This is a genomic window from Stenotrophomonas genospecies 3 (genome assembly GCF_054473855.1).
On record NZ_JBTMUR010000006.1, the window covers coordinates 149,013 to 171,845 of the forward strand.

The following is a 22,833-nucleotide window of genomic DNA, read 5'->3' on the forward strand; positions in this document are numbered from 1 at the left end:
CCACGGATGCGCCTGCCCTTCTGCCTCATTGCCGCCCTGCTGGTGCCCTGCGCAGCACTGGCCGCCCCGCCCCAGGTCGTCACTGATGATATCGGCCGCTTCTGGGCTACCTATGACGCCGTGCGCACCGAGCCCGACGTTGAACGCCAGGTCGCACTGGTGCAGGAGCGCTACATCGATCCGGGCAGCCCCGGCCTGCATGCGCTGATGCAGGTCCGCAACTACACCGCCCGCGAATACGCCACGGCCATGCGTACGTGGCCGCGCTTCTGGACGTCAGTACGGCCATTGACCGCCAACGCGCAGCAGGCCAGCACCACCCTGGAACGGGACCTGGCTGCGTTCCGGGAGCTTTACCCCGCCCTGCGCCCCGCCACCATCACCTATGCGGTCGGTGTTCTGCGTACCGGCGGCACGACGCTGGGTGACAAGGTGCTGATCGGAGCGGAGATGGCGCTGGGCGATGAGCGCGTGGACGTGAGCGAGCTGCCGGAGCCGATGCGCAGCCGCCTGCGGATCTTCTACGACAGCCGCCCGGGGGCGAACAACGCGCAGAACAACCTGCACGAGTACGTGCATACGCAGCAGCGCGAGACCACCGGCAGCCTGGCCCAGTACGCGGTGCGCGAGGGTGTGGCCGAGTATGTAGCGGAGCGCATCAGTGGGCGCCGGCCGGCATTACCCTTCTACGACTACGGCGCAACACACGAAGCGGAAATCCGCACGCGCTTCATTGCTGAGATGAACGGGGAAAATCTCGACAACTGGCTCTACAACAGCGCCCGCAATCCGTTCGGGGTGAGTGATGTGGGGTACTACGCCGGGTATCGCATCGCGCAGGGGTACATGCGGCAGCAGGCCGATGAGAAGGCGGCGATCGCGCGGATGATCGAACTGGACTATGCCGATCCGAAGGCGGTGCGGGCGTTTATTGACGCGTCGGGGTGGTTGCGGCAGCGGTAGCGCCGGGCCTTGCCTGGCGGACAGTGCCAACCAAGGTTGGCACCCACGGGAATGCCGGCCAGCGGCCGGCACTACCAGATTCCAGATCCCGGCGGCGCCGGGCCATGCCCGGCACCCGTATTTCAGGCGTACAGCGTCGGGTCGGCTACGCCGGCTTCGGTGAAGCCCTGCGCGCGCAGGCGGCAGGCATCGCAGTGGCCGCAGGCGGCGCCGTTGGCGTCGGCGTTGTAGCAGGACACGGTCAGGCCGAAGTCCACGCCCAGGCGCACGCCTTCGCTGACGATCTGGCCCTTGCTGAGGAACTGCAGCGGTGCGTGCACCTTGATGCCTGCGCCTTCCACGCCCGACTTGGTGGCCAGGTTGGCCAGCGCTTGGAACGCGGCCACGAACTCGGGACGGCAGTCCGGGTAGCCAGAGTAGTCCACGGCGTTGACGCCGCAGAAGATGTCGTTGGCACCGAGCACTTCGGCCCAGCCCAACGCCAGCGACAGCATGATGGTGTTGCGCGCCGGCACGTAGGTGACCGGAATGCCGGCACCGCCGGCCTCGGGCACGTCGATGTCGTCGGTCAGCGCCGAGCCGCCGATGCTGCGCAGGTCCACGTCCACGGTCTTGTGCGCGATAACGCCCTGGGCCTTGGCCACGCGGGCGGCAGCATCCAGTTCGGAAGTATGGCGCTGGCCGTAGCGCACGCTCAGGGCATGCACGGCGAAGCCCTGTTCCTGGGCCATCGCGATGACGGCGGCTGAATCCATGCCGCCGGAGAGAAGCACGACTGCCTTCTTCATGGGTAAAACATCCGGTTGGGAGGGGAAAGCCAGCACGCTGTCCCGCGCCGGAGCTACATCAGGGAACGCTGCCTGGGCTCATCGGCCCGGCTCATCGTTCCACAGGATTTTATGCAACTGCATCTGGAAGCGCACCGGCAGCCGGTCCTCGACGATCCAGTCGGCCAGCTGGCGCGCGGTGATCTCACCCTTGCTCGGCGAGAAGAACACGGTGCAACGCTTCACCAGATCGTGCTCGGCCACCATCGCCTTGGCCCAGTCGTAATCCTCGCGGTTGCAGATGACGAACTTGATCTGGTCGCGCGCGGTCAGCAGCGGCAGGTTTTCCAGGCGGTTGCGGGCGGCTTCGGCCGAGCCCGGCGTCTTGATGTCGACTACCCGCGATACGCGTGGGTCCACGGCGCTCACGTCCAGCGCGCCGGAGGTTTCCAGCGAGACGTCCATGCCGGCATCGCACAGCTTCTGCAGCAGCACCAGGCAGCGCTTCTGCGCCAGCGGCTCGCCACCGGTCACGCAGACGTGGCGCACGCCCTGGGCCAGCACCTCGGCCACGATGTCGTCGATGTCCCACCAGGTGCCGCCATGGAAGGCATAGGCGGTGTCGCAGTACTGGCAACGCAGCGGGCAGCCGGTCAGGCGCACGAACACGGTCGGCCAGCCGGCGGTATCGGCTTCGCCCTGCAGCGAGGTGAAGATCTCGGTGATCTTCAGGCGTGGCAGGGGCGACTGCACGATCTCACTGGGCGTGGCGGCGGCGCTGGACGAGGTAACGGCGGTCATGGCGGGGACTTCTTGGTGGGACACGTGGCGGGTGGGCTACCGTGGCCGGTAACGAAAGCAGCCGAGCATGGCTCGGCTCTACAACTGAAGCCGGTCGGGTGTGGCCCAGCCGGTAATGCAAGCCGCCGGGCATGGCCCGGCGCTACCGGATCCGGGCGGGTTTGCCGGTCCGGAAACGAAAGCAGCCGAGCGTGGGCTCGGCTCTACAGGACACGTATTGTACGCCCGGCCAGCGGATCAGCGGATCTGCTTGCCGAGGCGGATCGACTGCAGGCGGTCCTGCGCGGTGCGCGCGGCGTCCGAGCCAGGGTACTGCGCCACGACGGTCTCCAGCGTCTGCTGGGCCTGGTCGACCTTGCCCTCGCCATACTGCGAGAGGCCGACCTTGAGCAGGCCGCCAGCGGCCTTGTCGTGGGTCGGATAGCGCGAGAGCAGTTCACGGAACTGGGCCTCCGCCATCGGGAAATTGCGGGTGGCGTAGTAGCTCTCGCCCAGCCAGTACAGCGCGTTCGGCGCGTAGACGCCGTTCGGGTACAGCTGCAGGAAGCTCAGGAACAGCTGCGCCGAATCATCGTACTTGCCGGCCTTCAGCGAATCGAAGGCGACGTTGTAGGAGGTGCGCTCGTCGCCGGTGGCGGCAAGGCTGCCGGCATCACCATGGACGGAAGGCGGCCGCTCGGAAGTGGCCGCCGCTGCGGGTTTTGCCGGGGCCGGGGCGGCCTTCGGCGCGCTCGCCGGAACGGGCGGCAGGGCCGGGGCGGCATTGCCCCCTTCCAACCGGTTCAGGCGGCTGTCCAGATCCAGGTACTGGTCCTGGGCGGACTGCTTGAGCTGGGCGTTGTCGTGCTGCAACTGCTCGATCGAGGCCTGCAGGCTGGTGACCTGCTGCCGCAGCTGATTGATCTGGTTCAACAGGTCCTGGTTGGCACTGTTGTTGTACATCTGCTGCTCGATCGCGCCAACGCGGTCGGCCAGGCTCTGTCGCTGTGCATGCGCCGGTGCGGCAGCCACGAGGGCTGCCGCAACGACCAGCATCAGTTTGATGCCAATACGCATGGATTACTGCGCGGTGTAGACGATTTCGACGCGACGGTTCTGCGACCAGCAGGACTCGTTCGACTCGGTGCAGACCGGACGCTCTTCACCGTAGGACACGACAGTCAGCTGCGAAGCCGAGCCACCGTTGGCCTGCAGGGCCGAGTTGACGCCGTTGCCACGACGCTCGCCCAGGGCCTGGTTGTACGCGCGCGAACCGCGCTCGTCGGTGTGGCCCTGCAGGGTGATGCGCGAGGACGGACGGTCACGCAGGTACTTGGCGTGGCACGCCATGATGGCCTGGAATTCCGGCTTCACGTCTTCCTTGTCCAGGTCGAAGTAGACAACGCGCTGGCGCAGGCAAGCGTCGGTGTCCAGGTCGCCCGGGCCGTACAGGCCGGAGGTCGACGGAGCGGTCGGGGTGGTGGTCGAGGTGCCGGTGTCAACCGGGGCTGCCGGCTCTTCCTTCACCTTCTTCGAGCAACCGGCCAGGACGGCCACAGACAGCAGGGAAACAAGCAGAACGCGGGTGGACTTGTTCATGGCGATACCTTTGTGGCTCCTAGGCCGATGAGGGGTTCAAGACAGCGAAAATATTAACACTCTTTTAGCGCTGGGTACGGTATGGGGACCATGCCGGTTCGCGCACATCTCCGTCAGCCAGAACCAACCGCTGGCGCACGCGCGCATCGGCAGAAACGGCGTACAGCACACCACGGCCACCCTCGCGGGCGGCGTACAACACCATGCTTGCGTTGGGCGCAAAGCTCGGAGATTCATCCAGCGAACCCGGGGACAGCGTGCTCCAGCGGGGCGAACCCAGCGAGCTGTCCATCATCGCGATCTTGTAGCTGTTGCCCGAGCCCTGGGCGACGGCGATCTTCTTGCCATCGTAGGACACCGAGGGCTTGGCATTGTAGTTGCCCTGGAAGGTCACGCGCTCGGCGCTGCCGCCGCCCGCACCGACCTTGTAGACCTGCGGACGGCCGCCGCGGTCGGAGGTGAAGTACACCGCGCTGCCGTCCGGTGCCCAGGTCGGCTCGGTATCGATGGCGAAGTGGTTGGTCAGCTGGGTCAGCTGCTTGCTGCCCAAGTCCATCACGTAGATTTCCGGGTTACCCGAACGCGACAGGGTCAGGGCCAGCTTGCGGCCGTCCGGCGAGAACGCCGGGGCGCTGTTGATGCCGCGGAAGCTGGTGACCAGCTCACGCGCACCGGTGCCGATGTTCTGGATGTAGATGGCCGAATTGCCACGCTCGAAGCTGACGTAGGCCAGCTTGCTGCCATCCGGGCTCCACGACGGCGACAGCAGCGGCTCGGCCGAACGCACGATGGTCTGCGGGTTGTAGCCATCGGAGTCGGCCACCATCAGCGCGTAGCGCATGGCGTCGCCCTTGCCGCTGGCGGTCACGTAGGCGATGCGGGTCCAGAAGGCGCCACGGACACCGGTGATCTTCTCGTAGATGGCGTCGGCCATCTGGTGGGCGACGTCACGCATGGCGTTGCCACGGGCGGTCATCGCCAGGCCCAGCAGGCGCTCGCCCTTCGGTACGTCGAACAGTTCGTACTCGACACGGTAGGCGCCGGCACCGGCGTCGAGCACGCGGCCGACCACGATGTAGTTCTGCTTCAGCGCGCGCCAGGTGGCGAACTGGATGTCGCCGCCCCTCACGGGCTTTTCGACGATCTGTGCTTCCGGCAGCGTGCGGAACTGGCCCGAACGCTCGAGGTCGGCGCGGACCACGCCGGCGACGTCGGTCTGCGGTGCAGCCGCCGAACCCTGGTAGGGCATCGGCACGATGGTGATCGGCAGCGCGGAGGCATTGCCGCCGATGATGTCGATATCCAGCCCCTTCTGCTGCGCGACGGCAGCAAAGGGCAGCAACAGGGCCGCAAACACGGCAAGCCAGCGAGGCATCTTTTTCATGGAGCGCTCAATAGGGGGAAACCGGAACGAGGGATAACAAAGCGGGAGTGAACCGCTTCGCAATCATGAACCAAGGGTACGTGAATTCCGGGTCAGTTCCAGCCCGTCCTCTCACGCACCGTTAACGTCGTGGCTAACATCGCACCGCCTGCCCCGGCCACACCGCCCCGCAGGGTGGTATTCCACAGCAGCCCCCAGCCTGCCCGGTCGAAACCGGGCCCGCCAGAGGCAGGCGCGACATCCGTGGGCGCAGGTGGCCCGATGGCCACCCAGCCCTGCCCGCCTCAGCGATCCTGGGCGGTAAAGGTGAAGTTGAGCGTGCGTGCGAACACAGACTCGAAGCCGCGGTACGGCAGCGGCTGCGCGTTGAGCACGGCGGCCTCGATCGAACGCTTGCCGGCCTCGTCGTACGGGCAGTTCGGGCTGACCTTGGCCTGCATCACCGTGCCCCCCGGAATCTGGGTGATGGTGATCTGGCAACGCTGGCCGAGCGGCACCGTATCCGGGCGCACCCACTGCGACAGCACCTTGGCCTGGATCGCGGCCGCGTACTTGGCCGAAAGATCATCGCTATTGCCACCGCCACCGGCAGCCGGCTGGGAGGCACCGCTGGAACCGGCAGCGGCACTGCCGGCAGCATTACGCGCGGCTGCCACCTGGCGCAGCTTCTGCTCGGCCAGCTTGGCTTCCTTCTCGGCCTGCTCGCGGCGGGCGCGGATCTCGGCGATCTTCTTCTGCTTCTCGGCCTCGGCCTTGTCAGCCGCCACGCGCTCCTGCTCGGCCTGCTTCTTCTTTTCGTCCGCTTCCTGCTGCTTGGCCAGGCGCAGCTTCTGTTCCGCTTCTTCCTGGCGCTTGCGTTCGGTCAGGTCGATCTGTTCCTGGCGGCGCTTGGCTTCCTGTTCCTGCTTGGCCTTCTCCTGCGAGATGGCCAGCGCGCTCACCGCTTCCTGGTCCTTGGTGTCCGGCTGCGCGACACGCTCCTGCGCCTGTTGCTGCTGGGGCGTGGGGGCGTCCTGCGGGCGCGGCTCGGGAATCGGCTGCGGCGGCGGGATGGTGTCTTCCGGCACCGGGATCGGCTCGGCCACCGGCGGCGGCAGGTCTTCCAGCTTTTCCGACTGGCGCAGGGCCTGGCGTGCGGCGGAGGCCTCGGACGCGGACAGCGCCAGGCTGGCCTCGACCGAGGGGTCGCCGGCGGCGGCATCGGTGTTGCGCTCGGGCGACCAGAACCAGGCCACGATGAACACCAGCGCGACCAGCAGGTGCACCAGCAACGCCAGCGCCAGGGGCAGGCCCCAGCCGGGTTCGCGCTGATGCGGGGGTGGCAGGGCGTCAGCGTGCATCGGTGGCCAGGCCTACCTTGTCTACCTTGGCGCGCTTGATCACATCCATTGCAGCAATGACCTTTTCATAGGCCACGGCGCGGTCGGCGGCGACGATCACGCGCACGCCCTTGTCCTGGGCGACGATGCCGGCCAGACGGCCTTCCAGTTCCTCGGCCGACACGGCGGTCGGGTCCTTGGCGTCGGGCAGCTTCAGGCTGAGCTGGCCGTCCTGGCGCACCGAGACGATCACCGGATCCTGCTTGCTCTCCAGCGCCTTGGCGTTGGACTGCGGCAGGTCGACGTCGAAGCTCAGGGTGAGCAGCGGTGCGGTGACCATGAAGATGATCAGCAGCACCAGCATGACGTCGATGTAGGGAACGACGTTGATTTCCGATTTCAGCTTGCGGCGCTTGCGGCGACCGATGGCAGCGGACATGGCTTGGACTCCCGGGTCAGGCGCTTACTCGTCGCCAGCGCTCTGGCGCTGCAGGATGGAGCTGAACTCTTCGGCGAAGGTCTCGAACCGCACCGACATGCGCTCCACGCGCGTGGTGAAGCGGTTGTAGGCCCACACCGCCGGGATCGCCACGAACAGGCCGATGGCGGTGGCGAACAGTGCCTCGGAGATGCCCGGCGCGACGGCGGCGATGCCGGCCTGCGCACCGCTGCTGATCATGTCGTGCATGGTCACCATGATGCCGAACACGGTACCGACCAGGCCCACGTAAGGCGCGGTCGAGCCGATGTTGGCCAGCAGTTCCAGGTTGCGCTCAAGCTGGTCCACTTCGCGGGTGTAAGTGGTGCGCATGGCACGCTGTGCGCCTTCCAACTGGGCGCGACCGTCCAGGCGGCGCTTGTCGCGCAGGCGGGTGTACTCGCGGAAGCCGGCTTCGAAGATGGCTTCCAGGCCGCCGACATTGCGGCTGCGGTCGGTGGCCGAGCTGTACAGCTTGCCCAGGTCCGCACCGGACCAGAAGCGGTTCTCGAACTCGTCGGCTTCGCGGGTGGCCTGCTTGAACACGCGGGCCTTGCGGAAAATGATCACCCAGCTGACGAACGAGCCGACCAGCAGCAGCAGCACGATGATCTTCACCGGCAGGCTGGCCTTGGCCATCAGTTCGAGGTAGTTGATGCCGCCGCCAGTGGTGGCCTGGGCAAGGGTCTGTGTCGCGGCATTGCTGACATCGGCCGGCAGTGCCTCGGTGACCGTGGCCTGCAGGGCCAGGAGCGTTGCGATCATCCGTTGTTCCTCAGTGTTCGGATTCGGGGTGGAGGTGGGGTTGCAGCGCGGCAAGGACGGCCTCGTCCATGCCACGCGGGCGGAAACTGGCCGCGTCCAGTGCGGCGATGCGGACCTGCGCCGACAGCAGCAATTCGCCGTCGCGCAGGATCTGCTGGTCGAAGACCATGCTGGCCTTCTTCAGCTGGACCAGGCGGGCACTCACCTGCAGGGTGTCATCCAGCCGTGCCGGCCTGATGAAATCCATCTGCATCGAGCGCACCGCGAAGACCATCCCGTGCTCGGCGCGCATGCGCTCCTGGCCGTAGCCCAGCGCACGCATCCATTCGGTCCGGGCCCGTTCCATGAAGGCCACGTAGCGGGCGTGGTAGACCACGCCACCTGCGTCGGTATCTTCCCAGTAAATGCGTGTCGGCCAACTGAATCGGGGCTCAACCGACATCGGGAACCTCCGCGAACAGGTCCTGCGGCGGGTTCTTCGGCTTCAGGCCCATGTGCCGGTAGGCCTTGTGGGTGGCCATGCGGCCACGCGCGGTGCGCACCAGGAAGCCCTGCTGGATCAGGTACGGCTCGACCACGTCTTCCAGCGTGCCGCGCTCTTCAGACAGCGCCGCGGCCAGCGATTCGATGCCGACCGGGCCGCCATCGAAGTAGTCGACCATGGTCTTGAGCAGGCGCCGGTCAAGCTCGTCGAAGCCTTCCGGGTCAACCTTGAGCATCTTCATCGCAGCCTGGGCCACGGCCTCGTCGATGTGGCCGCCGGCCTTCACCTGCGCATAGTCGCGCACGCGGCGCAGCAGGCGGTTGGCGATACGCGGGGTGCCACGCGCGCGGCGTGCGATCTCGCCGGCGCCATCGGCGGTGCAGTCGATGGCCAGGATGGCTGCCGAGCGGCGCACGATCCGGGTCAGCTCCTCGACGCTGTAGAACTCCAGGCGCTGGACGATGCCGAAGCGGTCGCGCAACGGCGCGGTCAGCAGGCCAGCACGGGTGGTGGCACCGATCAGGGTGAACGGCGGCAGGTCGATCTTGATCGAGCGGGCGGCGGGGCCCTCGCCGATCATGATGTCGATCTGGAAATCTTCCATCGCCGGGTACAACACTTCTTCCACCACCGGCGACAGGCGATGGATCTCGTCGATGAACAGCACATCGTGCGGCTGCAGGTTGGTCAGCAGCGCGGCGAGGTCGCCGGCCTTCTCGATCACCGGGCCGGAAGTGACCCGCAGGGCCACGCCCAGTTCGTTGGCGATGACATGGCTGAGGGTGGTCTTGCCCAGGCCGGGCGGCCCGAAGATCAGCACGTGGTCGAGCGCGTCGCCGCGCCCCTTGGCCGCCTGGATGTAGATCTCCATCTGCTCGCGCACCGGCACCTGGCCGAGGTAGTCGGCAAGGCGCTTGGGGCGGATGCTGGCGTCGGCGGCGTCATCCTCGCGGGTGGCGCCGGCGCCGATGATGCGGTCGTCGGTCATGTGCTGATTATGCGGCAAAAGCGCGGGTTTCGGCCGGGCTGCGCCCGGCACCCGCAGAGGCAACGGCAACGGCAACATCCAGAGCAACAGCCGAAGCGGGCTTCCTGGGGAATGGCGGGGTGGGTCCGCTTGCGGGGGACGCTGCAAGTACCCCTCCGGGGCCCGGCCCAGCCGCTGGCGGCTGTGCGTTCGGGCGCTTGCGAAGCAGTGCTTCGCAAGCAAAGCGCCCTCACCCATGTAAGCTCGATCGCCGCTTGCTCGTGTGCGCAATCCTGCGCACACGGCAAGACCGGGGTTGGGCGTCCTGCCCAACCCGCCCGAGGCATGCCTCGGGCCCATGCGGCTCACGCCCCCGCAACCGGACCCACCCCGCCTTCGACAGTTTCCTGCGGCCTGTCGGAACGGCGTTCTGCTTTGGTGGGTGCCGACCGTTGGTCGGCACGGTAGATCCAGGCGTGGAGGAAACTGGAGAGCAGAGTGGGCCAAGCTTCAAGCGCGCGGCATCTCCGCAAGTGGAGCCCCCTTGTTGTTCAAGGGGGCGCGCCGACAGGCGGGGGGATAAGGTGGAATGCGCGGAACGCCGGCGCCCAAGGCGCCTGCGTTTCAAGGGGGCGCGCCGACAGGCGCGGGGATAAGGTGGAATGCGCGCGGGACCCACGGTTTGCGCAGCAAATCGTGGGACGTAGCGCAGGTGGAGATTAAATCTCCACCTGCGCGCCCAGTTCCACCAATCTGTTGCCCGGAATCCGGAAGAACCCGGTCGCCGGAGCGGCGTTCCTGTGCATCAGCGCGAACAGCTTGTCACGCCAGATCGGCATGCCACGGTTGGCGGTGGCGACGATGGTTTCGCGGCTGGCGAAGAAGGTGGTGTCCATCGGGTCGAAGTAGATGCCGCCGTGGTCGCACGAGCGCATCAGCGCCAGCGGCACGTCCGGGGTCTCCATGAAACCGAAGCGCACGTAGACGCGGTAGAACTCGTCGCCCACCGATTCGATCTTCAGCCGCTGCCCTTCCATCGCATAGGGAATGGGCAGGGTTTCCACGTGCAGGAACACGTTGCGCTCGTGCAGCACCTTGTTGTGCTTGAGGTTGTGCATCAGCGCATGCGGGGCCACGGTCGGGTCGGCAGTGAGGAACACGGCGGTGCCCGGCACGCGCACCGGCGGCGCCAGCATCAGGCCTGGCAGGAAGGTGTCCAGGCGGATGCCGTCCTTTCGGATCTCGTCGCGCAGCAGCTCGCGGCCACGGCGCCAGGTGCGCATCATGGTGAACAGGAAGATGCCCAGCACCACCGGGAACCAGGCGCCCTGCAGCAGCTTGGCGCCGTTGGCGATGACGAAGCCGAGGTCGATGATGAAAAACACCACGCACAGCGGCAGTATCCACTTGCGGGCCTTCGGCCACAGCGAACGCGCGACCAGGGCCAGCAGCAGGGTGTCGATCAGCATGGTGGCCGACACCGAGATGCCGTAGGCCACGGCCAGGTTCGACGAGCTGCGGAAGGCCAGCACCAGGCCGATCACCATCACCGCGATACCCCAGTTGATGCCCGGGATGTAGATCTGGCCGATGGTGTCGTGCGAGGTGTGCTTGATCCGCATGCGCGGGATGTAACCCAGCTGCATGGCCTGGCGCGAGACCGAGAACGCACCGGTGATGACCGACTGCGACGCGATCACCGCCGCCATCGTGGCCAGGATGATCATCGGGTACAGCGCCCACGGCGGCACCGCCTCGAAGAACGGGTTCTTCAGCGCCTCGGGGTGGTTGAGCACCAGTGCGCCCTGCCCCAGGTAGTTCAGCACCAGGCACGGCAGCACGAAGAAATACCAGGCGTGGCGGATGGGTTTGGCGCCGAAGTGACCCATGTCGGCGTACAGCGCCTCGCCACCGGTCACCGCCAGCACCACCGCGCCAAGGATGAAGATGCCGTGCCAGCTGTGTTCCATGAAGAAGCGGATCGCCCACCACGGGTTGAAGGCTTTCAGCACTTCCGGTGCGTCGACGATGTTGTAGATGCCGATCGCCGCCAGCGAGATGAACCAGACCGAGGTGATCGGGCCGAATGCCTTGCCGATTTTTTCGGTACCGAAGCGCTGCGCGGCAAACACCATCAGCAGCACCACCACCGTGATCGGCACGATGAAGGCATGCAGGCCGGGCGCGGCCACCTCCAGGCCCTCGACCGCGCCAAGCACGGAGATCGCCGGGGTGATCACGCCATCACCGAAGAACAGCGAGGCACCGAAGATGCCGAGGATGCCGACCACATAGGCCGAGCGCGACCCGTTGCGCAGCGTGCGCTGGGTCAGCGCCATCAGCGCCATGATGCCGCCCTCGCCGTCGTTGTCGGCGCGCATGATGATGGTCACGTACTTCAGCGTGACCACGATGTTCAACGCCCAGAACGCCAGCGACAGCACGCCCAGAACGGTGTCGTGGTCACTGTTGAGCCCGTAGTGCGGCGAGAACGCCTCCTTCAGGGTGTACAGCGGGCTGGTACCGATATCGCCGAAGACCACGCCGATCGCACCGATGATCAGCGCCAGGCCTCCGGCTGGAGGGGCGTGACCATGACCGCCTGGGGCGGCCGCGTGCGGGGTTTGACTGCTGGACATGGGACTCCTGGCGAAGCTCAGGCGGTGGGTTGGGGAAAGGAAGGCGGGTCAGCGCAGTGCCGACTGCAGCGCCTTGCGGATCACGGTGGCCACTTCGTCACCTTCGTTGAAGGCATCGCGGGCCATGCGCGCCGCTTCGGCCGGCTTGTAGCCCAGCTGCTGCAGGGCCACGGTGGCATCGGACAGCGGATCGGCCGGGGCCGGGCCGCTGCCGGTCGGCAGCGCGCCGCCGGCACCGAACTGCGCCGCGCGGTCACGCAGCTCCAGCACCATGCGCTCGGCGGTCTTCTTGCCGATGCCCGGAATGCGGGTCAGCGCGGTGATGTCACCGGCCTGGACCATGCGCGCGAATTCCTCGACGGTGACGCCGGACAGCACGGCCAGCGCGATCTTCGCGCCGATGCCACTGACCTTCTGCACGTCGCGGAACAGGCGCCGCTCACCTTCGCGCAGGAAGCCGTACAGCGAGACGCTGTCTTCCTTCTGCGAGTAATGGGTGTACAGGGTAACCTCGCGGCCGAGCTCGGGCAGGTCGTAGAAGGTGCTCATCGGCGCCTCCAGCTCGTAGCCCACTCCGTTCACGTCCACCACCAGCCACGGCGGCGCCTTGTAGGCGACGATGCCGCGCAGTCGACCGATCATTGCGTGCAGCTCCTCATTTGCGGCCCCACGCCTGGCGGGCACTGAGCCCCAGGCGGTTGGCCGTTGCCCTTACGTGGGCATGGGTGATCGCCACTGCCAACGCGTCGGCCGCGTCGGCCTGCAGCTTGGTTTTCAGGTTGAGCATGAGCCCGACCATGTGTTGAACCTGTTGCTTTTCGGCGCCACCGCGTCCGACCACCGCCAGCTTGATCTCGCTGGCGGCGTATTCGTGCACCGGCAGGTCACGCAGCACCACGGCGGAAATCGCCGCGCCACGGGCCTGGCCCAGCTTCAGCGCCGAATCGGGGTTGCGCGCCATGAACACGCGTTCGATGGCCACTTCCTGCGGCTGGTACTCGCGGCACAGGTCAGCCAGGCCCAGCACCAGCAGCTTCATGCGCTGCGGGAAATCGTCGGCGCCGAGCAGCACCAGCGGCTGGTGGTGCACGTGGCTGACGCGGCCGGTGGCGTCGACATCAATGATGCCGACCCCGGTCCGCTGCGAACCGGGGTCGATGCCGAGGATGCGGGTCATGCTGCACTCCTGGCGGGGCGGAACGGGAGGCGCTGGCAGGCGTATGGGCTCATGACTGTCCGCGGTGACCGTTCAACGGCCCGCGCCCAGGCCGTCAAGGACGGCTCAGGCGTAGGCGTCGGCGCCGAGTTCGGCGTTGGAGTACACGTCCTGCACGTCGTCCAGGTCTTCAAGCATGTCCAGCAGCTTCTTGACCTGCAGGGCAACCTCGCCCTCGACCTTGATGTCGTTGTCCGCGCGGAAGGTGATTTCGGCGTGGTCGGCGACATGGCCAGCGGCGGCCATCGCATCCTTGACCGCGTTGAACGCGTCAGGGCTGGTGACCACGTCGATCGAGCCGTCGTCCGGGTAGACCACGATGTCATCGGCGCCGGCCTCGATGGCCGCTTCGGTGATGGCTTCCTCGTCGGCACCCGGGGCGAAGCTGAGCACGCCCAGGCGCTTGAACATGAAGGCGACCGAGCCTTCGGTGCCCATGTTGCCGCCGCACTTGCTGAACGCATGGCGGACATCGGCCACCGTGCGCACGCGGTTGTCGGTCAGGCAGTCGACGATCACGGCCACGCCACCCGGGGCGTAGCCCTCGTAGCGGATTTCCTCGTAATCGACGCCTTCCAGTTCGCCGGTAGCCTTCTTGATGGCGCGCTCGATCACGTCCTTGGACATGTTCACGGCCAGGCCCTTGTCCACGGCCACACGCAGGCGCGGATTGTTGTTGGGGTCGCCTCCACCGCCGCGCGCGGCAACGCCGATCTCGCGGATGATCTTGGTGAAAATCTTGCCGCGCTTCGCGTCGGACGCGTTCTTGCGGGCTTCGATGGAGGGGCCTCTACCCATGGGTGCTACCGTCTGGCTGCTTCAGGATCAAGGCGCGGATTCTACCTGATCGGGGGCGGCAACCGTGTCTAGGGCGGAGGGATGCCGCCAGGTCATGCCCGGCGGAGAGCGTGCGAACCAACGGTTCGCACCCACCGAGGCAGGCCCGTCGCACCCACTCAATCATGCAGCGGCGGCGTCGCGGCTGTGATCGAACTGGCCGTGGCGCAGGAAATGCGCGGTCTGCCGCGCGGCATCGGGCGATACCACCAGGCCACTGTGGCTGGTACGTACCACGCAATGGTCGGCCAGGCCCGGCAGGCGTGTCTCGGCCAGGGCCACGGTACCGTCGGAGGCGTCGTCGATGGCGCCCAGCAGGCTGCCTAGGCCGTGCGGCACCGAACCGGCGATCAGGCCAACCTCGGCCCTGCCCTGCCAGTCCGGCAGGCCATCGAGCAGCAGATCGCTGCTGCGCCCCAACGCCAGGCCCCAGCCGTGCTCGGACAGCGAACGCGCAGTGCCACTGCCGCGCAGCGGCGAGCCCAGGCAGACCACGCGCTGCACATCCAGCTGCGGCTGGCGGCGCAAGGCCTCCAGCGCCAGCAATCCCCCCAGGCTGTGGCCGACCAGCGACAACGGGCCGGCATCGGCCAGCCGCTCCAGCAGCTGCGGCACGGCCACGTCGGGGCCACCAAACACCGAGGAGTAACCGAACGCGTGCACCTGGAAACCACGCGCGCGCAGGCGCCAGGCCAGCGGCCCGACCCAGGCACGGGCATTCCAGATGCCATGCAGCAGCAATACGGGGGGAGTCATGCAAACAGCCTGGCGGTCAGCGGGGCGGAAACGTACGGTGATTGAACACGCGCGCGCAGCAAGCGGCGGTGAACGTCAGGTCGCGCGCGGTGCGCGGCGCAGGATGAACTCGAGGTCCTGGGTGTCACCGACCGGGAACAGGTACTCGCCGGCCTTCTCGAATCCATAGCGGGCGTAGAAACGCTGTGCGCCGAAGTTCTCCGACCACACGCCCAGCCACAGCGTGCGCGGGCCTTCGTGTTCCAGCCAGGCCAGCGCGGTTTCCAGCAGGCGGCTGCCCCAGCCGCAGCTCTGCTGCGTCTTGATCAGGTACAGCCGCTTGAGTTCGCCGTCACCGGGCTTCACGTCCGGGTGCGGCAAGCCACAGGGGCCGGCGGCGGCATGGCCGACCGCCTCCCCATCCAGCTCCAGCAGCCACACCGCGTAATCCGGGTGGGCCAGGATCACGCGCTGGCGCTCGACCGTGTAGGCCTCCTCAAGGAAGGCCTGCAGGTCCTGCGGCGGATACAGATGGCCGAAGGTTTCGGTGAACGTGCGGGCAGCCAGCGCCGACAGGGTCGGCGCGTCGTCCACGGTGGCGCGGCGGATCGAATACATGCAGGAAGTTGACGTCAGGGCGAAGCGCGGGTCAAGCCTTTTCAGGCGATTCCGATTCCGCTTCTTCTTCCTCGTCCTCTTCCTCGTATTCCTCTTCGTCCTCGTCCTCTTCTTCGCCTTCCTCGTCCTCGTCGTACTCTTCCTCTTCGTCGTCCTCGTAATCCTCGACGCCGAAGTCTTCACCGTCCCAACGGCCCTCGCCGTCGGCGACGAAGGTCAGGGCCATCGCCGCCGGATTGGTACCGACGCGAACCAGCCAACCACCGAACACGCGCGCACGCTCGGTGACCAGGGTGGCCTCGGAGCCTTCATTGCCCAGCTTTTCCCACTCCAGCGAAAACGCAAACTCGGTCATTGCCTGGATCTCCTGATCAGTTGGTCTTGGGGCGAACCTGGATGTGCACTTCGGCCAGCTGCGCGTCGACGATCGGCGACGGCGCGTCGGTCATCAGATCCTGTGCACCGGTGGTCTTCGGGAACGGGATGACGTCGCGGATCGACTCGGTGCCGGCCATCAGCGCGGCGATGCGGTCGATGCCGAAGGCGATGCCACCGTGCGGCGGCGCGCCGTAGTTCAGCGCGTCGAGCAGGAAGCCGAACTTGGCGCGGGCTTCCTCGGCGCCGATGCCGAGCAGTTCGAACACCGCGCTCTGCATGTCCGGACGATGGATACGGATCGAACCGCCGCCGATTTCATTGCCATTGAGCACCATGTCGTAGCCGCGCGAAACGGCGGTACGGGCATTGGCGCGCAGGTCGGCGATGTCGTCCACGGCCGGTGCGGTGAAGGGGTGATGCAGGGCGACGTAGCGCTGTTCTTCCTCGTCCCACTCGAACATCGGGAAGTCGGTGACCCACAGCGGTGCCCAGCCGTCGGCGACCAGGCCGAAGTCCTTGCCGGCCTTCAGGCGCAGCGCGCCCATGAAGTCGGAGACCTTGTTGTAGCCACCGGCGCCGAAGAACACGATGTCACCGTTACCGGCGCCGACATGGGCGACCAGCGCGGCGAAGGATTCCTCGCTGAAGAACTTCTGGATCGGCGAGCTGATTTCGCCGTTGTCGGCGATCTTGATGTAGGCCAGGCCCTTGGCGCCGTACTTGGCGGCATGCGTGGCGTATTCGTCGATCTGCTTGCGCGACAGCGACGCACCGCCCGGGATGCGCAGCGCGGCAACGCGGCCTTCGGCGTCATTGGCCGGGCCGGTGAACACGGCGAACTCGCTGTCCTTGACCAGCTCGGCCACGTCGACCAGCTCCAGCGCGATGCGCAGGTCCGGCTTGTCCGAGCCGTAGCGACGCATTGCCTCGGCCCAGGTCATGCGCGGGAAGCTGGCATCCAGCTGGACGTCGACCACTTCCTTGAAGATGGCGCGGATCATGTCCTCGACGAAATCCTGCACGTCGCGCTCGCGGACGAAGGCGAATTCCATGTCCAGCTGGGTGAATTCCAGCTGGCGGTCGGCACGCAGGGCCTCGTCGCGGAAGCAGCGCGCGATCTGGTAGTAGCGGTCGAAGCCGGCCACCATCAGGATCTGCTTGAACAGCTGCGGGCTCTGCGGCAGGGCGTAGAACTCGCCCGGATGCATGCGCGCCGGCACCAGGAAATCGCGCGCGCCTTCCGGGGTGGCCTTGGTCAGGATCGGGGTCTCGATGTCCTGGAAGCCCTTTTCGTCCAGATGGCGGCGCAGGGCCTGCACCAGCTTGATGCGGGTGCGCTGCATGCGCTGCATTTCCGGGCGGCGCAGGTCCAGGTAGCGGTACTTCAGGCGGGTTTCCTCGCCCGGATTCTCGTGGGCGTGGAACGGCAGCGGCGCGGCCTTGTTCAGCACGGTGATGGCGGTGGCGATCACTTCAACCTTGCCGGTGCGCATCTTGTCGTTCACCGCGTGGCGGGCACGCACGACGCCTTCCACCTGCAGCACGTCCTCGTAGCCCAGCGACGCGGCCACGGCGAACACGTCGGCGTTGTCGACTTCCACGGTCACCTGCACGATGCCTTCATGATCTCGAAGATCGATGAAGCAGACGCCGCCCTGGTTACGGGCCACGTCGGTCCAGCCGGCGAGGGTGACAGTCTGGCCAATCAGGGTCTCATCGACCAGGCCGCAGAAGTGGGTACGCATGGGGGGAAGCTCCGCTGGAGAACGCCGGCACCGGATGGGGGCCGGAAAGCCTCGTATTCTGCGGCCGAGGCCCCGGCCGGGGCAAATCCGGCCAGTCACACCGGCTTGATCGCCCCCCTCCCTATAGTCGGGCACCTGCCACCGTATGGGATGCCGCCATGAAACCGCTGTCCCTGGCCAGCCTGGCCGTAACCCTCAGCCTGGGTGCCGCGGGCACCCTTGCCCTGCCCGCCCCTTCCGCGCATGCGCAGAGCGGCGTGGTCCGCTGCGAAAGCCAGAACAACCGCGAACGGGTCTGCAACACCGGCTGGCGCAATGCGCAGCTGGTGCGCCAGCTGTCCGGCTCGGACTGCGATGAAGGACGCACCTGGGGCAGCCGTAACGGCAGCATCTGGGTCACCAACGGTTGCCGCGCGGAATTCGTCGAGGCCCGCGGTGGCTGGGGCGGCGGCAATGGCGGTGGCTGGGGCGGCAACAACGGCCGGCCCGGCGAGACCATCCGCTGCGAGAGCCAGAACAACCGCGAGCGCAGCTGCCCGGTCGGCTGGCGCAATGCCCGCCTGGTCCGCCAGCTGTCCGGCAGCCCCTGCAACGAAGGGCGCACCTGGGGCGTGCGCAACGGCGCGGTCTGGGTCAGTGGCGGCTGCCGTGCCGAATTCGCCGAAGCCCGCGGCTGGGGCGGTGGTGGCAGTGGCTGGGGCGGCGGCAACAGAAACTACTCAGTTACCTGCAGCAGCAACAACAACCGCTCGCAGACCTGCGACTGGGATGAGCGCCAGGGCCGCCCGGTGCTGCAGCAGCAGCTGTCCGGCAGTGCCTGCCAGGAAGGGCGCAGCTGGGGCTACTCACGTGGCCAGGTGTGGGTGAGCAACGGCTGCCGCGCGCGTTTCGGTACGCGGTAAGCACACGGCCGGATCCCTTGCCGACGGCCAGGGCTCTGATCCCGGTCCGGTATCCCGCATCCACGCATGGTGTGGATCTACTGAGGGCCTTTCTGGGGTCGAGGCCCTCCGCAGGAGGAATCCGACCCTGGGATCACGGGGCGGACGCTTTGTCGTCGCCCCACGGTGCAGGCGGCAGGGCAACCGGCTTGCTCAGGTCGAACTGCACGCGGAAGCGGCGGCCCTCCGGGCGGGTCAGCTCGTAGACAAAGGTCTGGTCGGGATCAATCTCCATCGCCCAGGTGTTGTGCGTGGAGGCCAGCATGTCGGCGCGGCGGAACATCGCCACCGAATCGGCGTCGGCGGGGAACTGCTGGCGCTCGGCGGTGCCCGGCGGCGTGCTGTCGCCACCGTAGAGGGTGATCGCGTCGGGGCTGCCGTCTTCGTGGCGATGGTCGTGCTTCAGGCGCAGGCCGGTTTCCGTACGGGTCAGCACCCAGGTCCGCGAGTGGTCATCGCCGACATGGAACGGGATGCGCAGCTCGTGCGCCGGATCGGCACAGCCGCGCACATGCATGACCAGGCGCTGCCCGGCGAACGGATCCTTGCCGGTTGGTGCCGGCGTGTCCTCCACCACATTGCCGGCGTAAGCCTGGCCGCAATGCGCGGCGATGGCGGCCATGAAGGCATCGGCCGGTGCGGTCGCCAGATCATGGGCGACCGTATCGGAGCGCTGCGAACACGCAGCAAGGCTGAGCAGGAGGGCGGAAGCGGTGACAACGGCAGGCAGTTTCATGCCCCAACCCTAACGGCCATGGCCGAAGTGCGCAAACCGCACGCCCAGCATCCACTCAGCGATCGACTGAAGATGCCGCTGGCAGCGTTTCGGTGGCCGCCACCGGCGCGGCTTCGCCTTCACCCGCAGGTTCCTGTTCAACCGGATCGACATCGAACGGCGTGCGGAACACCAGCGACGGCAGCAGCGTGGTCAGCGCCGCATACAGCAGCAGCGCACCGAACAGCACCGCCGGAATCTGGAAGCGCTCGCGCATGATCGCGGCCAGCACCAGGGTGAAGATGAGGGTCGGGGCCAGCGCCAGCGAGACCCTCAGGCTGCTGCGGAAGCTCTCGCCGAACATCACCCGGCGCTGCAGCCAGACCACGCCGATGCGCAGCGGCAGCACCACCAGGGTGATCACGATGCCCAGCCCCAGCGCCTCGAAACTGAGTGCTTCGCTGGGCACCTTGGTGCCGGCATTGAAGAAATAGAACGGCACGAAGAACGAAGCGAACAGGCGCAGCGCGTGCAGGTTCTCATGCGAGGCCAGCAGCGGCATGCGCTGGTGCAGCAGGCGCGCGACCAGACCGGCGATGAACGCACCGACCAGGTAATACACGCCCAGCAGATAGGTGATGTAGGCCGCGACCATGCCCACCATCACCAGCAGCGAGAACTCCGAGCCCGGCGCATGCGGCGCCACCCAGCGGCCCAGCGCGATGAACAGCAGCGGCAGGCCGATCATCATCGCCAGCAGCGCCAGGCTGGACAGCGCCATGTGGCCCGGGTCGCCGGCCTGCAGCACGATGAACAACGCCGCCAGCGCCAGCAGTTCGCCAGCGATGGCCTTGCTGGTCACCCAGAACCGCTCGTCCTCGCTCAGGCCCAGCCGCGACAGCGAATCCATGATGAAGCCGGTGGACGGCGTCAGCAGCGCCAGCGCCAGCAGGCCGGCGGCCTGCCACGGCAGCCCCGCGTAGCGCCAGGCCAGCCAGCCCACACCGAACAGCGTGCCGGTACGGATCACCAGATGCGCCAGCAGCGGCCACATGCCACGGCGCAGCGCCTGCAGATCCACTTCCAGGCCGGCGAACAGGAACAGCGAGGAAATGCCCAGCGTGGCCAACAGACCGATCACCGCGTCGTGCGCCTGGTCGCCCAGCCAGAGCATGCCGATGATGCCGAACAGCAGGCAGGTCAGCGGCGCGGGCAGGCTGAAACGCTGCAGCGCGCGTGGGATCACCAGCAGCGCGAAGATCAGCAGCAGGTAGATCAGTTCATGGCTCATGGGGGACTTCCGTGTGATTCGAACGCGCGCAGGATGCGCGCGCCGAACCGATCCGGCAAGCCACTTCTGAATGACCCCGGTTACCTCAACCGATCAGCCGATCGGCGATGCGGCCTACCTGCGCCAGCACCGTGGCACGCTGTTCGTTGCTGATCGCACCCGCCTGCAGGTAGGCGGTCAGCACCCAGGGCGTGCCGCCGGCCAGCGGCCACAACACGGCGATGTCGTTGCGCGCGTCCTCGCCGTTGCTGCCGGTCTTGTCACCGACGCGCCAGCGCTTGCCCAGGCCCGCGCGCAGGCAGGCGTCGCCGGTTTCGTTGTCGATCAGCCAATCGGCCAGCTGCTGCCGCGACGCCGGCTGCAGCACCTCGCCCAGCACCACGCGCTGCAGGGTCGCAGCCATCGCCGCCGGCGTGGTGGTGTCGCGCGGATCGCCCTTGGCAAAGCTGTTCAGCTCCGGCTCCAGGCGATCACTGCGGCTCACCGCATCACCGCTCGCGCGCAGGAACGCAGTCACCGCGGGCGGGCCACCGACCACGCCGAACAGCAGGTTGGCGGCAGTGTTGTCGCTGGTGATGATCGTGGCACGGCACAGATCGCGCACGGTCATGTCCTTGCCGGCGTGGCGACGGGTGACCGGCGCGTGCGAGAGCAGGTCGGCATCGCGCACCGGCACGCGCGTGTCCAGCAACGCGGGCCTGCGCTCGGCCTGGCTGAGCACGGTGGCGGCCAGCACGCTCTTGAACGTGCTGCACATCGGGAAACGCTCGTCCTGGCGATGACCGATGCGGCGGCCGCTGGCGGTATCCAGCAGGGTCACGCCGAGGCGGCCGGCGCACGCCTTCTCCAGCGCGGCGAAGTCGGTGGCGGCGGTGAGGGCGGCATCGGTCGGTGCACTGGCGGCGGTCTTGCCCGCCGCACGGGCCAGCAACGGCAGGGCAAGCGAGGAAGCAACGGCAGCACCACTGAACTGCAGGAATCGGCGACGGGCGAGCATGCGGGTTCTCCTGGGGGACCGCCCGATTATTGAAGCCTCGCACGCAGGCGACCAGCGCGAAAAATCAGCGGAAGGCATTAGCTGAATTAATGCCTGTCGCAATCAACCCTTTAATTCTTCTGAACTGGCTACTAGGAAGGTAGGATCAGCCATCACCCTGGCTCACGACTACTCTGATGCTGCACCCTACCCTGCCGCTGAACGCCCTGCGTGCCTTCGAGGCGGCCGCACGCCACCAGAACTTCACCCGTGCCGCGCTGGAGCTGTGCGTCAGCCAGGCCGCGCTGAGCCACCAGATCCGCGGGCTGGAGGACCGGCTCGGCATCCGTCTGTTCCATCGCCTGCCGCGCGGCGTGGCGCTCACCGAGGAGGGCGCGGCGCTGTATCCGGTGCTCAACGAATCGTTCGAGCGCATCTCGGCCAGCATCGCGCGCTACACCGGTGGCCCGGCCCGTGAAGTACTGACGCTGGGCGTGGTCGGCACCTTCGCCACCGGTTGGCTGCTGCCACGGCTGGCTGCGTTCGAGGCCGCGCACCCGGACATCGAGCTGCGACTGCAGACCCACAACAACCGCATCGATCTGGCCGGCGAGGGCCTGGACCTGGCGATCCGCTTCGGTGATGGCGACTGGCAGGGCCAGGCGTGCACGGCGATCCTCGACGCGCCGTTTGCACCGCTGTGCGCACCAGCATTGGCGCGGCGGCTCAAACAGCCACGCGACCTGGGCACCCTGCCCCTGCTGCGCTCCTACCGCAGCGACGAATGGCCGCGCTGGCTGCAGGCGGCCGGGGTCAGCGGCGTGGAAGCGCGCGGGCCGGTATTCGATTCCTCGTTGACGGTCGCGATGGCCGCGGTCGGTGGTGCCGGCGTGGCGCTGCTGCCATTGCGCATGTTCGAGCAGGAGTTGGCTGAAGGCCGTTTGCTGCAGCCGTTCAGCACCACGCTGGAGCTGGGGCGCTACTGGCTGACGCGGTTGCGATCGCGTGCCGAACGTGAGCCGGCCAGGCGCTTCCGCGAATGGCTGCAGGCACAGGGCGCGTAGGTAGTGCCGGCCGCTGGCCGGCAACCCCTTGATCGTCGTGGGCGCATCGCGCTGCCGGCCAGCGGCCGGCACTACCGGTCAGGACTCCAGCAGTTCCATCCACGCTGCCTCGGCTTTTTCCAGCTGGGCGGCAGCGGTTTCGCGGTCACGGCCGATCACCGCCATGCTCGCG

24 protein-coding genes are annotated in these 22,833 nt (G+C 67.3%); 3 read left to right on the forward strand and 21 right to left on the reverse strand.

Going from position 1 to position 22,833, the window contains the following annotated elements; translation table 11 throughout:
* The first annotated feature begins 6 nt into the window (after window positions 1–6).
* On the forward strand, window positions 7–963 hold the full coding sequence (locus tag ACX9OT_RS10045; RefSeq protein WP_459001899.1) for a DUF2268 domain-containing putative Zn-dependent protease: 957 nt from the start codon (window positions 7–9) through the stop codon (window positions 961–963).
* A 122-nt stretch (window positions 964–1,085) separates the two neighbouring features.
* Here ACX9OT_RS10045 and queC read toward each other — a convergent pair whose 3' ends face one another.
* From queC to aspS, 18 genes are all read right to left on the reverse strand, one after another.
* Complete coding sequence (queC, locus tag ACX9OT_RS10050; protein WP_049422913.1) at window positions 1,086–1,751, reverse strand: 7-cyano-7-deazaguanine synthase QueC; 666 nt, start codon at window positions 1,749–1,751, stop codon at window positions 1,086–1,088.
* Window positions 1,752–1,829: 78 nt separating this feature from the next.
* The gene (queE, locus tag ACX9OT_RS10055) at window positions 1,830–2,531 is read right to left on the reverse strand and encodes a 7-carboxy-7-deazaguanine synthase QueE (RefSeq protein WP_071229042.1); all 702 of its coding nucleotides are present in this window, start codon (window positions 2,529–2,531) and stop codon (window positions 1,830–1,832) included.
* Between the two features lie 237 nt (window positions 2,532–2,768).
* On the reverse strand, window positions 2,769–3,587 hold the full coding sequence (gene ybgF, locus ACX9OT_RS10060) for a tol-pal system protein YbgF (RefSeq protein ID WP_071229043.1): 819 nt from the start codon (window positions 3,585–3,587) through the stop codon (window positions 2,769–2,771).
* A gap of 3 nt (window positions 3,588–3,590) precedes the next feature.
* On the reverse strand, window positions 3,591–4,109 hold the full coding sequence (gene pal / locus ACX9OT_RS10065) for a peptidoglycan-associated lipoprotein Pal (RefSeq protein WP_032128527.1): 519 nt from the start codon (window positions 4,107–4,109) through the stop codon (window positions 3,591–3,593).
* A gap of 64 nt (window positions 4,110–4,173) precedes the next feature.
* Window positions 4,174–5,493 carry a Tol-Pal system beta propeller repeat protein TolB gene (gene tolB / locus ACX9OT_RS10070; protein WP_032128528.1) on the reverse strand — a complete coding sequence of 440 codons (1,320 nt, stop codon included), beginning with the start codon at window positions 5,491–5,493 and terminating at the stop codon, window positions 4,174–4,176.
* A gap of 284 nt (window positions 5,494–5,777) precedes the next feature.
* Window positions 5,778–6,833 (reverse strand): cell envelope integrity protein TolA, encoded by a 1,056-nt coding sequence (tolA, locus tag ACX9OT_RS10075; RefSeq protein ID WP_005410750.1) that lies wholly within the window; start codon window positions 6,831–6,833, stop codon window positions 5,778–5,780.
* Window positions 6,823–7,251 carry a protein TolR gene (tolR, locus tag ACX9OT_RS10080; RefSeq protein ID WP_071229044.1) on the reverse strand — a complete coding sequence of 143 codons (429 nt, stop codon included), beginning with the start codon at window positions 7,249–7,251 and terminating at the stop codon, window positions 6,823–6,825. Before tolR ends, tolA begins: the two co-directional genes overlap by 11 nt.
* A 24-nt stretch (window positions 7,252–7,275) precedes the next feature.
* Complete coding sequence (tolQ, locus tag ACX9OT_RS10085) at window positions 7,276–8,055, reverse strand: protein TolQ (protein WP_006438802.1); 780 nt, start codon at window positions 8,053–8,055, stop codon at window positions 7,276–7,278.
* A gap of 10 nt (window positions 8,056–8,065) precedes the next feature.
* Window positions 8,066–8,497, reverse strand: coding sequence for a tol-pal system-associated acyl-CoA thioesterase (gene ybgC / locus ACX9OT_RS10090; protein WP_459001902.1), 432 nt, complete (start codon window positions 8,495–8,497; stop codon window positions 8,066–8,068).
* Window positions 8,487–9,527, reverse strand: a complete 1,041-nt coding sequence (ruvB, locus tag ACX9OT_RS10095; RefSeq protein WP_010481595.1) for a Holliday junction branch migration DNA helicase RuvB — start codon at window positions 9,525–9,527, stop codon at window positions 8,487–8,489. Before ruvB ends, ybgC begins: the two co-directional genes overlap by 11 nt.
* A 698-nt stretch (window positions 9,528–10,225) precedes the next feature.
* Window positions 10,226–12,145: a potassium transporter Kup gene (locus tag ACX9OT_RS10100; protein ID WP_019337542.1), complete on the reverse strand. Its 1,920-nt coding sequence runs from the start codon at window positions 12,143–12,145 to the stop codon at window positions 10,226–10,228.
* Between the two features lie 48 nt (window positions 12,146–12,193).
* Window positions 12,194–12,787, reverse strand: a complete 594-nt coding sequence (gene ruvA, locus ACX9OT_RS10105) for a Holliday junction branch migration protein RuvA (protein WP_005410756.1) — start codon at window positions 12,785–12,787, stop codon at window positions 12,194–12,196.
* 13 nt (window positions 12,788–12,800) lie between these two features.
* On the reverse strand, window positions 12,801–13,322 hold the full coding sequence (gene ruvC / locus ACX9OT_RS10110; protein ID WP_032128530.1) for a crossover junction endodeoxyribonuclease RuvC: 522 nt from the start codon (window positions 13,320–13,322) through the stop codon (window positions 12,801–12,803).
* A gap of 105 nt (window positions 13,323–13,427) precedes the next feature.
* Window positions 13,428–14,159 (reverse strand): YebC/PmpR family DNA-binding transcriptional regulator, encoded by a 732-nt coding sequence (locus ACX9OT_RS10115; protein WP_032128531.1) that lies wholly within the window; start codon window positions 14,157–14,159, stop codon window positions 13,428–13,430.
* Between the two features lie 162 nt (window positions 14,160–14,321).
* Window positions 14,322–14,954, reverse strand: a complete 633-nt coding sequence (locus ACX9OT_RS10120; protein ID WP_032128532.1) for an esterase/lipase family protein — start codon at window positions 14,952–14,954, stop codon at window positions 14,322–14,324.
* Between the two features lie 75 nt (window positions 14,955–15,029).
* Entirely contained in the window at window positions 15,030–15,551 is a 522-nt protein-coding gene (locus ACX9OT_RS10125; protein ID WP_032128533.1) for a GNAT family N-acetyltransferase, read from the reverse strand.
* Between the two features lie 31 nt (window positions 15,552–15,582).
* Window positions 15,583–15,906, reverse strand: a complete 324-nt coding sequence (locus tag ACX9OT_RS10130; RefSeq protein WP_071229670.1) for a DNA primase — start codon at window positions 15,904–15,906, stop codon at window positions 15,583–15,585.
* 16 nt (window positions 15,907–15,922) lie between these two features.
* Complete coding sequence (gene aspS, locus ACX9OT_RS10135) at window positions 15,923–17,674, reverse strand: aspartate--tRNA ligase (RefSeq protein WP_107431470.1); 1,752 nt, start codon at window positions 17,672–17,674, stop codon at window positions 15,923–15,925.
* 158 nt (window positions 17,675–17,832) lie between these two features.
* Between aspS and ACX9OT_RS10140 the strand changes: the two genes are divergently transcribed.
* Window positions 17,833–18,576 carry a DUF3011 domain-containing protein gene (locus ACX9OT_RS10140; RefSeq protein WP_459001906.1) on the forward strand — a complete coding sequence of 248 codons (744 nt, stop codon included), beginning with the start codon at window positions 17,833–17,835 and terminating at the stop codon, window positions 18,574–18,576.
* Window positions 18,577–18,709: 133 nt separating this feature from the next.
* Here the strand turns inward: ACX9OT_RS10140 and ACX9OT_RS10145 are convergent, their stop codons facing one another.
* The 3 genes from ACX9OT_RS10145 to blaL2 form a co-directional block, all read right to left on the reverse strand.
* Window positions 18,710–19,351, reverse strand: a complete 642-nt coding sequence (locus ACX9OT_RS10145) for a hypothetical protein (protein ID WP_459001908.1) — start codon at window positions 19,349–19,351, stop codon at window positions 18,710–18,712.
* Window positions 19,352–19,406: 55 nt separating this feature from the next.
* Entirely contained in the window at window positions 19,407–20,621 is a 1,215-nt protein-coding gene (locus tag ACX9OT_RS10150) for a cation:proton antiporter (RefSeq protein ID WP_189719924.1), read from the reverse strand.
* An 85-nt stretch (window positions 20,622–20,706) separates the two neighbouring features.
* Window positions 20,707–21,618 carry a L2 family extended-spectrum class A beta-lactamase gene (gene blaL2 / locus ACX9OT_RS10155; protein ID WP_049400784.1) on the reverse strand — a complete coding sequence of 304 codons (912 nt, stop codon included), beginning with the start codon at window positions 21,616–21,618 and terminating at the stop codon, window positions 20,707–20,709.
* A 176-nt stretch (window positions 21,619–21,794) separates the two neighbouring features.
* Here blaL2 and ampR point away from each other — a divergent pair, with 176 nt between their 5' ends.
* Complete coding sequence (ampR, locus tag ACX9OT_RS10160) at window positions 21,795–22,661, forward strand: LysR family transcriptional regulator AmpR (protein WP_071229666.1); 867 nt, start codon at window positions 21,795–21,797, stop codon at window positions 22,659–22,661.
* Window positions 22,662–22,833 lie beyond the last annotated feature (172 nt).

Excerpts from the sequence above, each read along its gene's own strand:
- ACX9OT_RS10045 (WP_459001899.1), top strand. The coding sequence starts at position 7 with ATGCGCCTGCCCTTCTGCCTCATTGCCGCCCTGCTGGTGCCCTGCGCA.
- queC (WP_049422913.1), bottom strand. The coding sequence starts at position 1,751 with ATGAAGAAGGCAGTCGTGCTTCTCTCCGGCGGCATGGATTCAGCCGCC.
- queE (WP_071229042.1), bottom strand. The coding sequence starts at position 2,531 with ATGACCGCCGTTACCTCGTCCAGCGCCGCCGCCACGCCCAGTGAGATC.
- ybgF (WP_071229043.1), bottom strand. The coding sequence starts at position 3,587 with ATGCGTATTGGCATCAAACTGATGCTGGTCGTTGCGGCAGCCCTCGTG.
- pal (WP_032128527.1), bottom strand. The coding sequence starts at position 4,109 with ATGAACAAGTCCACCCGCGTTCTGCTTGTTTCCCTGCTGTCTGTGGCC.
- tolB (WP_032128528.1), bottom strand. The coding sequence starts at position 5,493 with ATGAAAAAGATGCCTCGCTGGCTTGCCGTGTTTGCGGCCCTGTTGCTG.
- tolA (WP_005410750.1), bottom strand. The coding sequence starts at position 6,833 with ATGCACGCTGACGCCCTGCCACCCCCGCATCAGCGCGAACCCGGCTGG.
- tolR (WP_071229044.1), bottom strand. The coding sequence starts at position 7,251 with ATGTCCGCTGCCATCGGTCGCCGCAAGCGCCGCAAGCTGAAATCGGAA.
- tolQ (WP_006438802.1), bottom strand. The coding sequence starts at position 8,055 with ATGATCGCAACGCTCCTGGCCCTGCAGGCCACGGTCACCGAGGCACTG.
- ybgC (WP_459001902.1), bottom strand. The coding sequence starts at position 8,497 with ATGTCGGTTGAGCCCCGATTCAGTTGGCCGACACGCATTTACTGGGAA.
- ruvB (WP_010481595.1), bottom strand. The coding sequence starts at position 9,527 with ATGACCGACGACCGCATCATCGGCGCCGGCGCCACCCGCGAGGATGAC.
- ACX9OT_RS10100 (WP_019337542.1), bottom strand. The coding sequence starts at position 12,145 with ATGTCCAGCAGTCAAACCCCGCACGCGGCCGCCCCAGGCGGTCATGGT.
- ruvA (WP_005410756.1), bottom strand. The coding sequence starts at position 12,787 with ATGATCGGTCGACTGCGCGGCATCGTCGCCTACAAGGCGCCGCCGTGG.
- ruvC (WP_032128530.1), bottom strand. The coding sequence starts at position 13,322 with ATGACCCGCATCCTCGGCATCGACCCCGGTTCGCAGCGGACCGGGGTC.
- ACX9OT_RS10115 (WP_032128531.1), bottom strand. The coding sequence starts at position 14,159 with ATGGGTAGAGGCCCCTCCATCGAAGCCCGCAAGAACGCGTCCGACGCG.
- ACX9OT_RS10120 (WP_032128532.1), bottom strand. The coding sequence starts at position 14,954 with ATGACTCCCCCCGTATTGCTGCTGCATGGCATCTGGAATGCCCGTGCC.
- ACX9OT_RS10125 (WP_032128533.1), bottom strand. The coding sequence starts at position 15,551 with ATGTATTCGATCCGCCGCGCCACCGTGGACGACGCGCCGACCCTGTCG.
- ACX9OT_RS10130 (WP_071229670.1), bottom strand. The coding sequence starts at position 15,906 with ATGACCGAGTTTGCGTTTTCGCTGGAGTGGGAAAAGCTGGGCAATGAA.
- aspS (WP_107431470.1), bottom strand. The coding sequence starts at position 17,674 with ATGCGTACCCACTTCTGCGGCCTGGTCGATGAGACCCTGATTGGCCAG.
- ACX9OT_RS10140 (WP_459001906.1), top strand. The coding sequence starts at position 17,833 with ATGAAACCGCTGTCCCTGGCCAGCCTGGCCGTAACCCTCAGCCTGGGT.
- ACX9OT_RS10145 (WP_459001908.1), bottom strand. The coding sequence starts at position 19,351 with ATGAAACTGCCTGCCGTTGTCACCGCTTCCGCCCTCCTGCTCAGCCTT.
- ACX9OT_RS10150 (WP_189719924.1), bottom strand. The coding sequence starts at position 20,621 with ATGAGCCATGAACTGATCTACCTGCTGCTGATCTTCGCGCTGCTGGTG.
- blaL2 (WP_049400784.1), bottom strand. The coding sequence starts at position 21,618 with ATGCTCGCCCGTCGCCGATTCCTGCAGTTCAGTGGTGCTGCCGTTGCT.
- ampR (WP_071229666.1), top strand. The coding sequence starts at position 21,795 with ATGCTGCACCCTACCCTGCCGCTGAACGCCCTGCGTGCCTTCGAGGCG.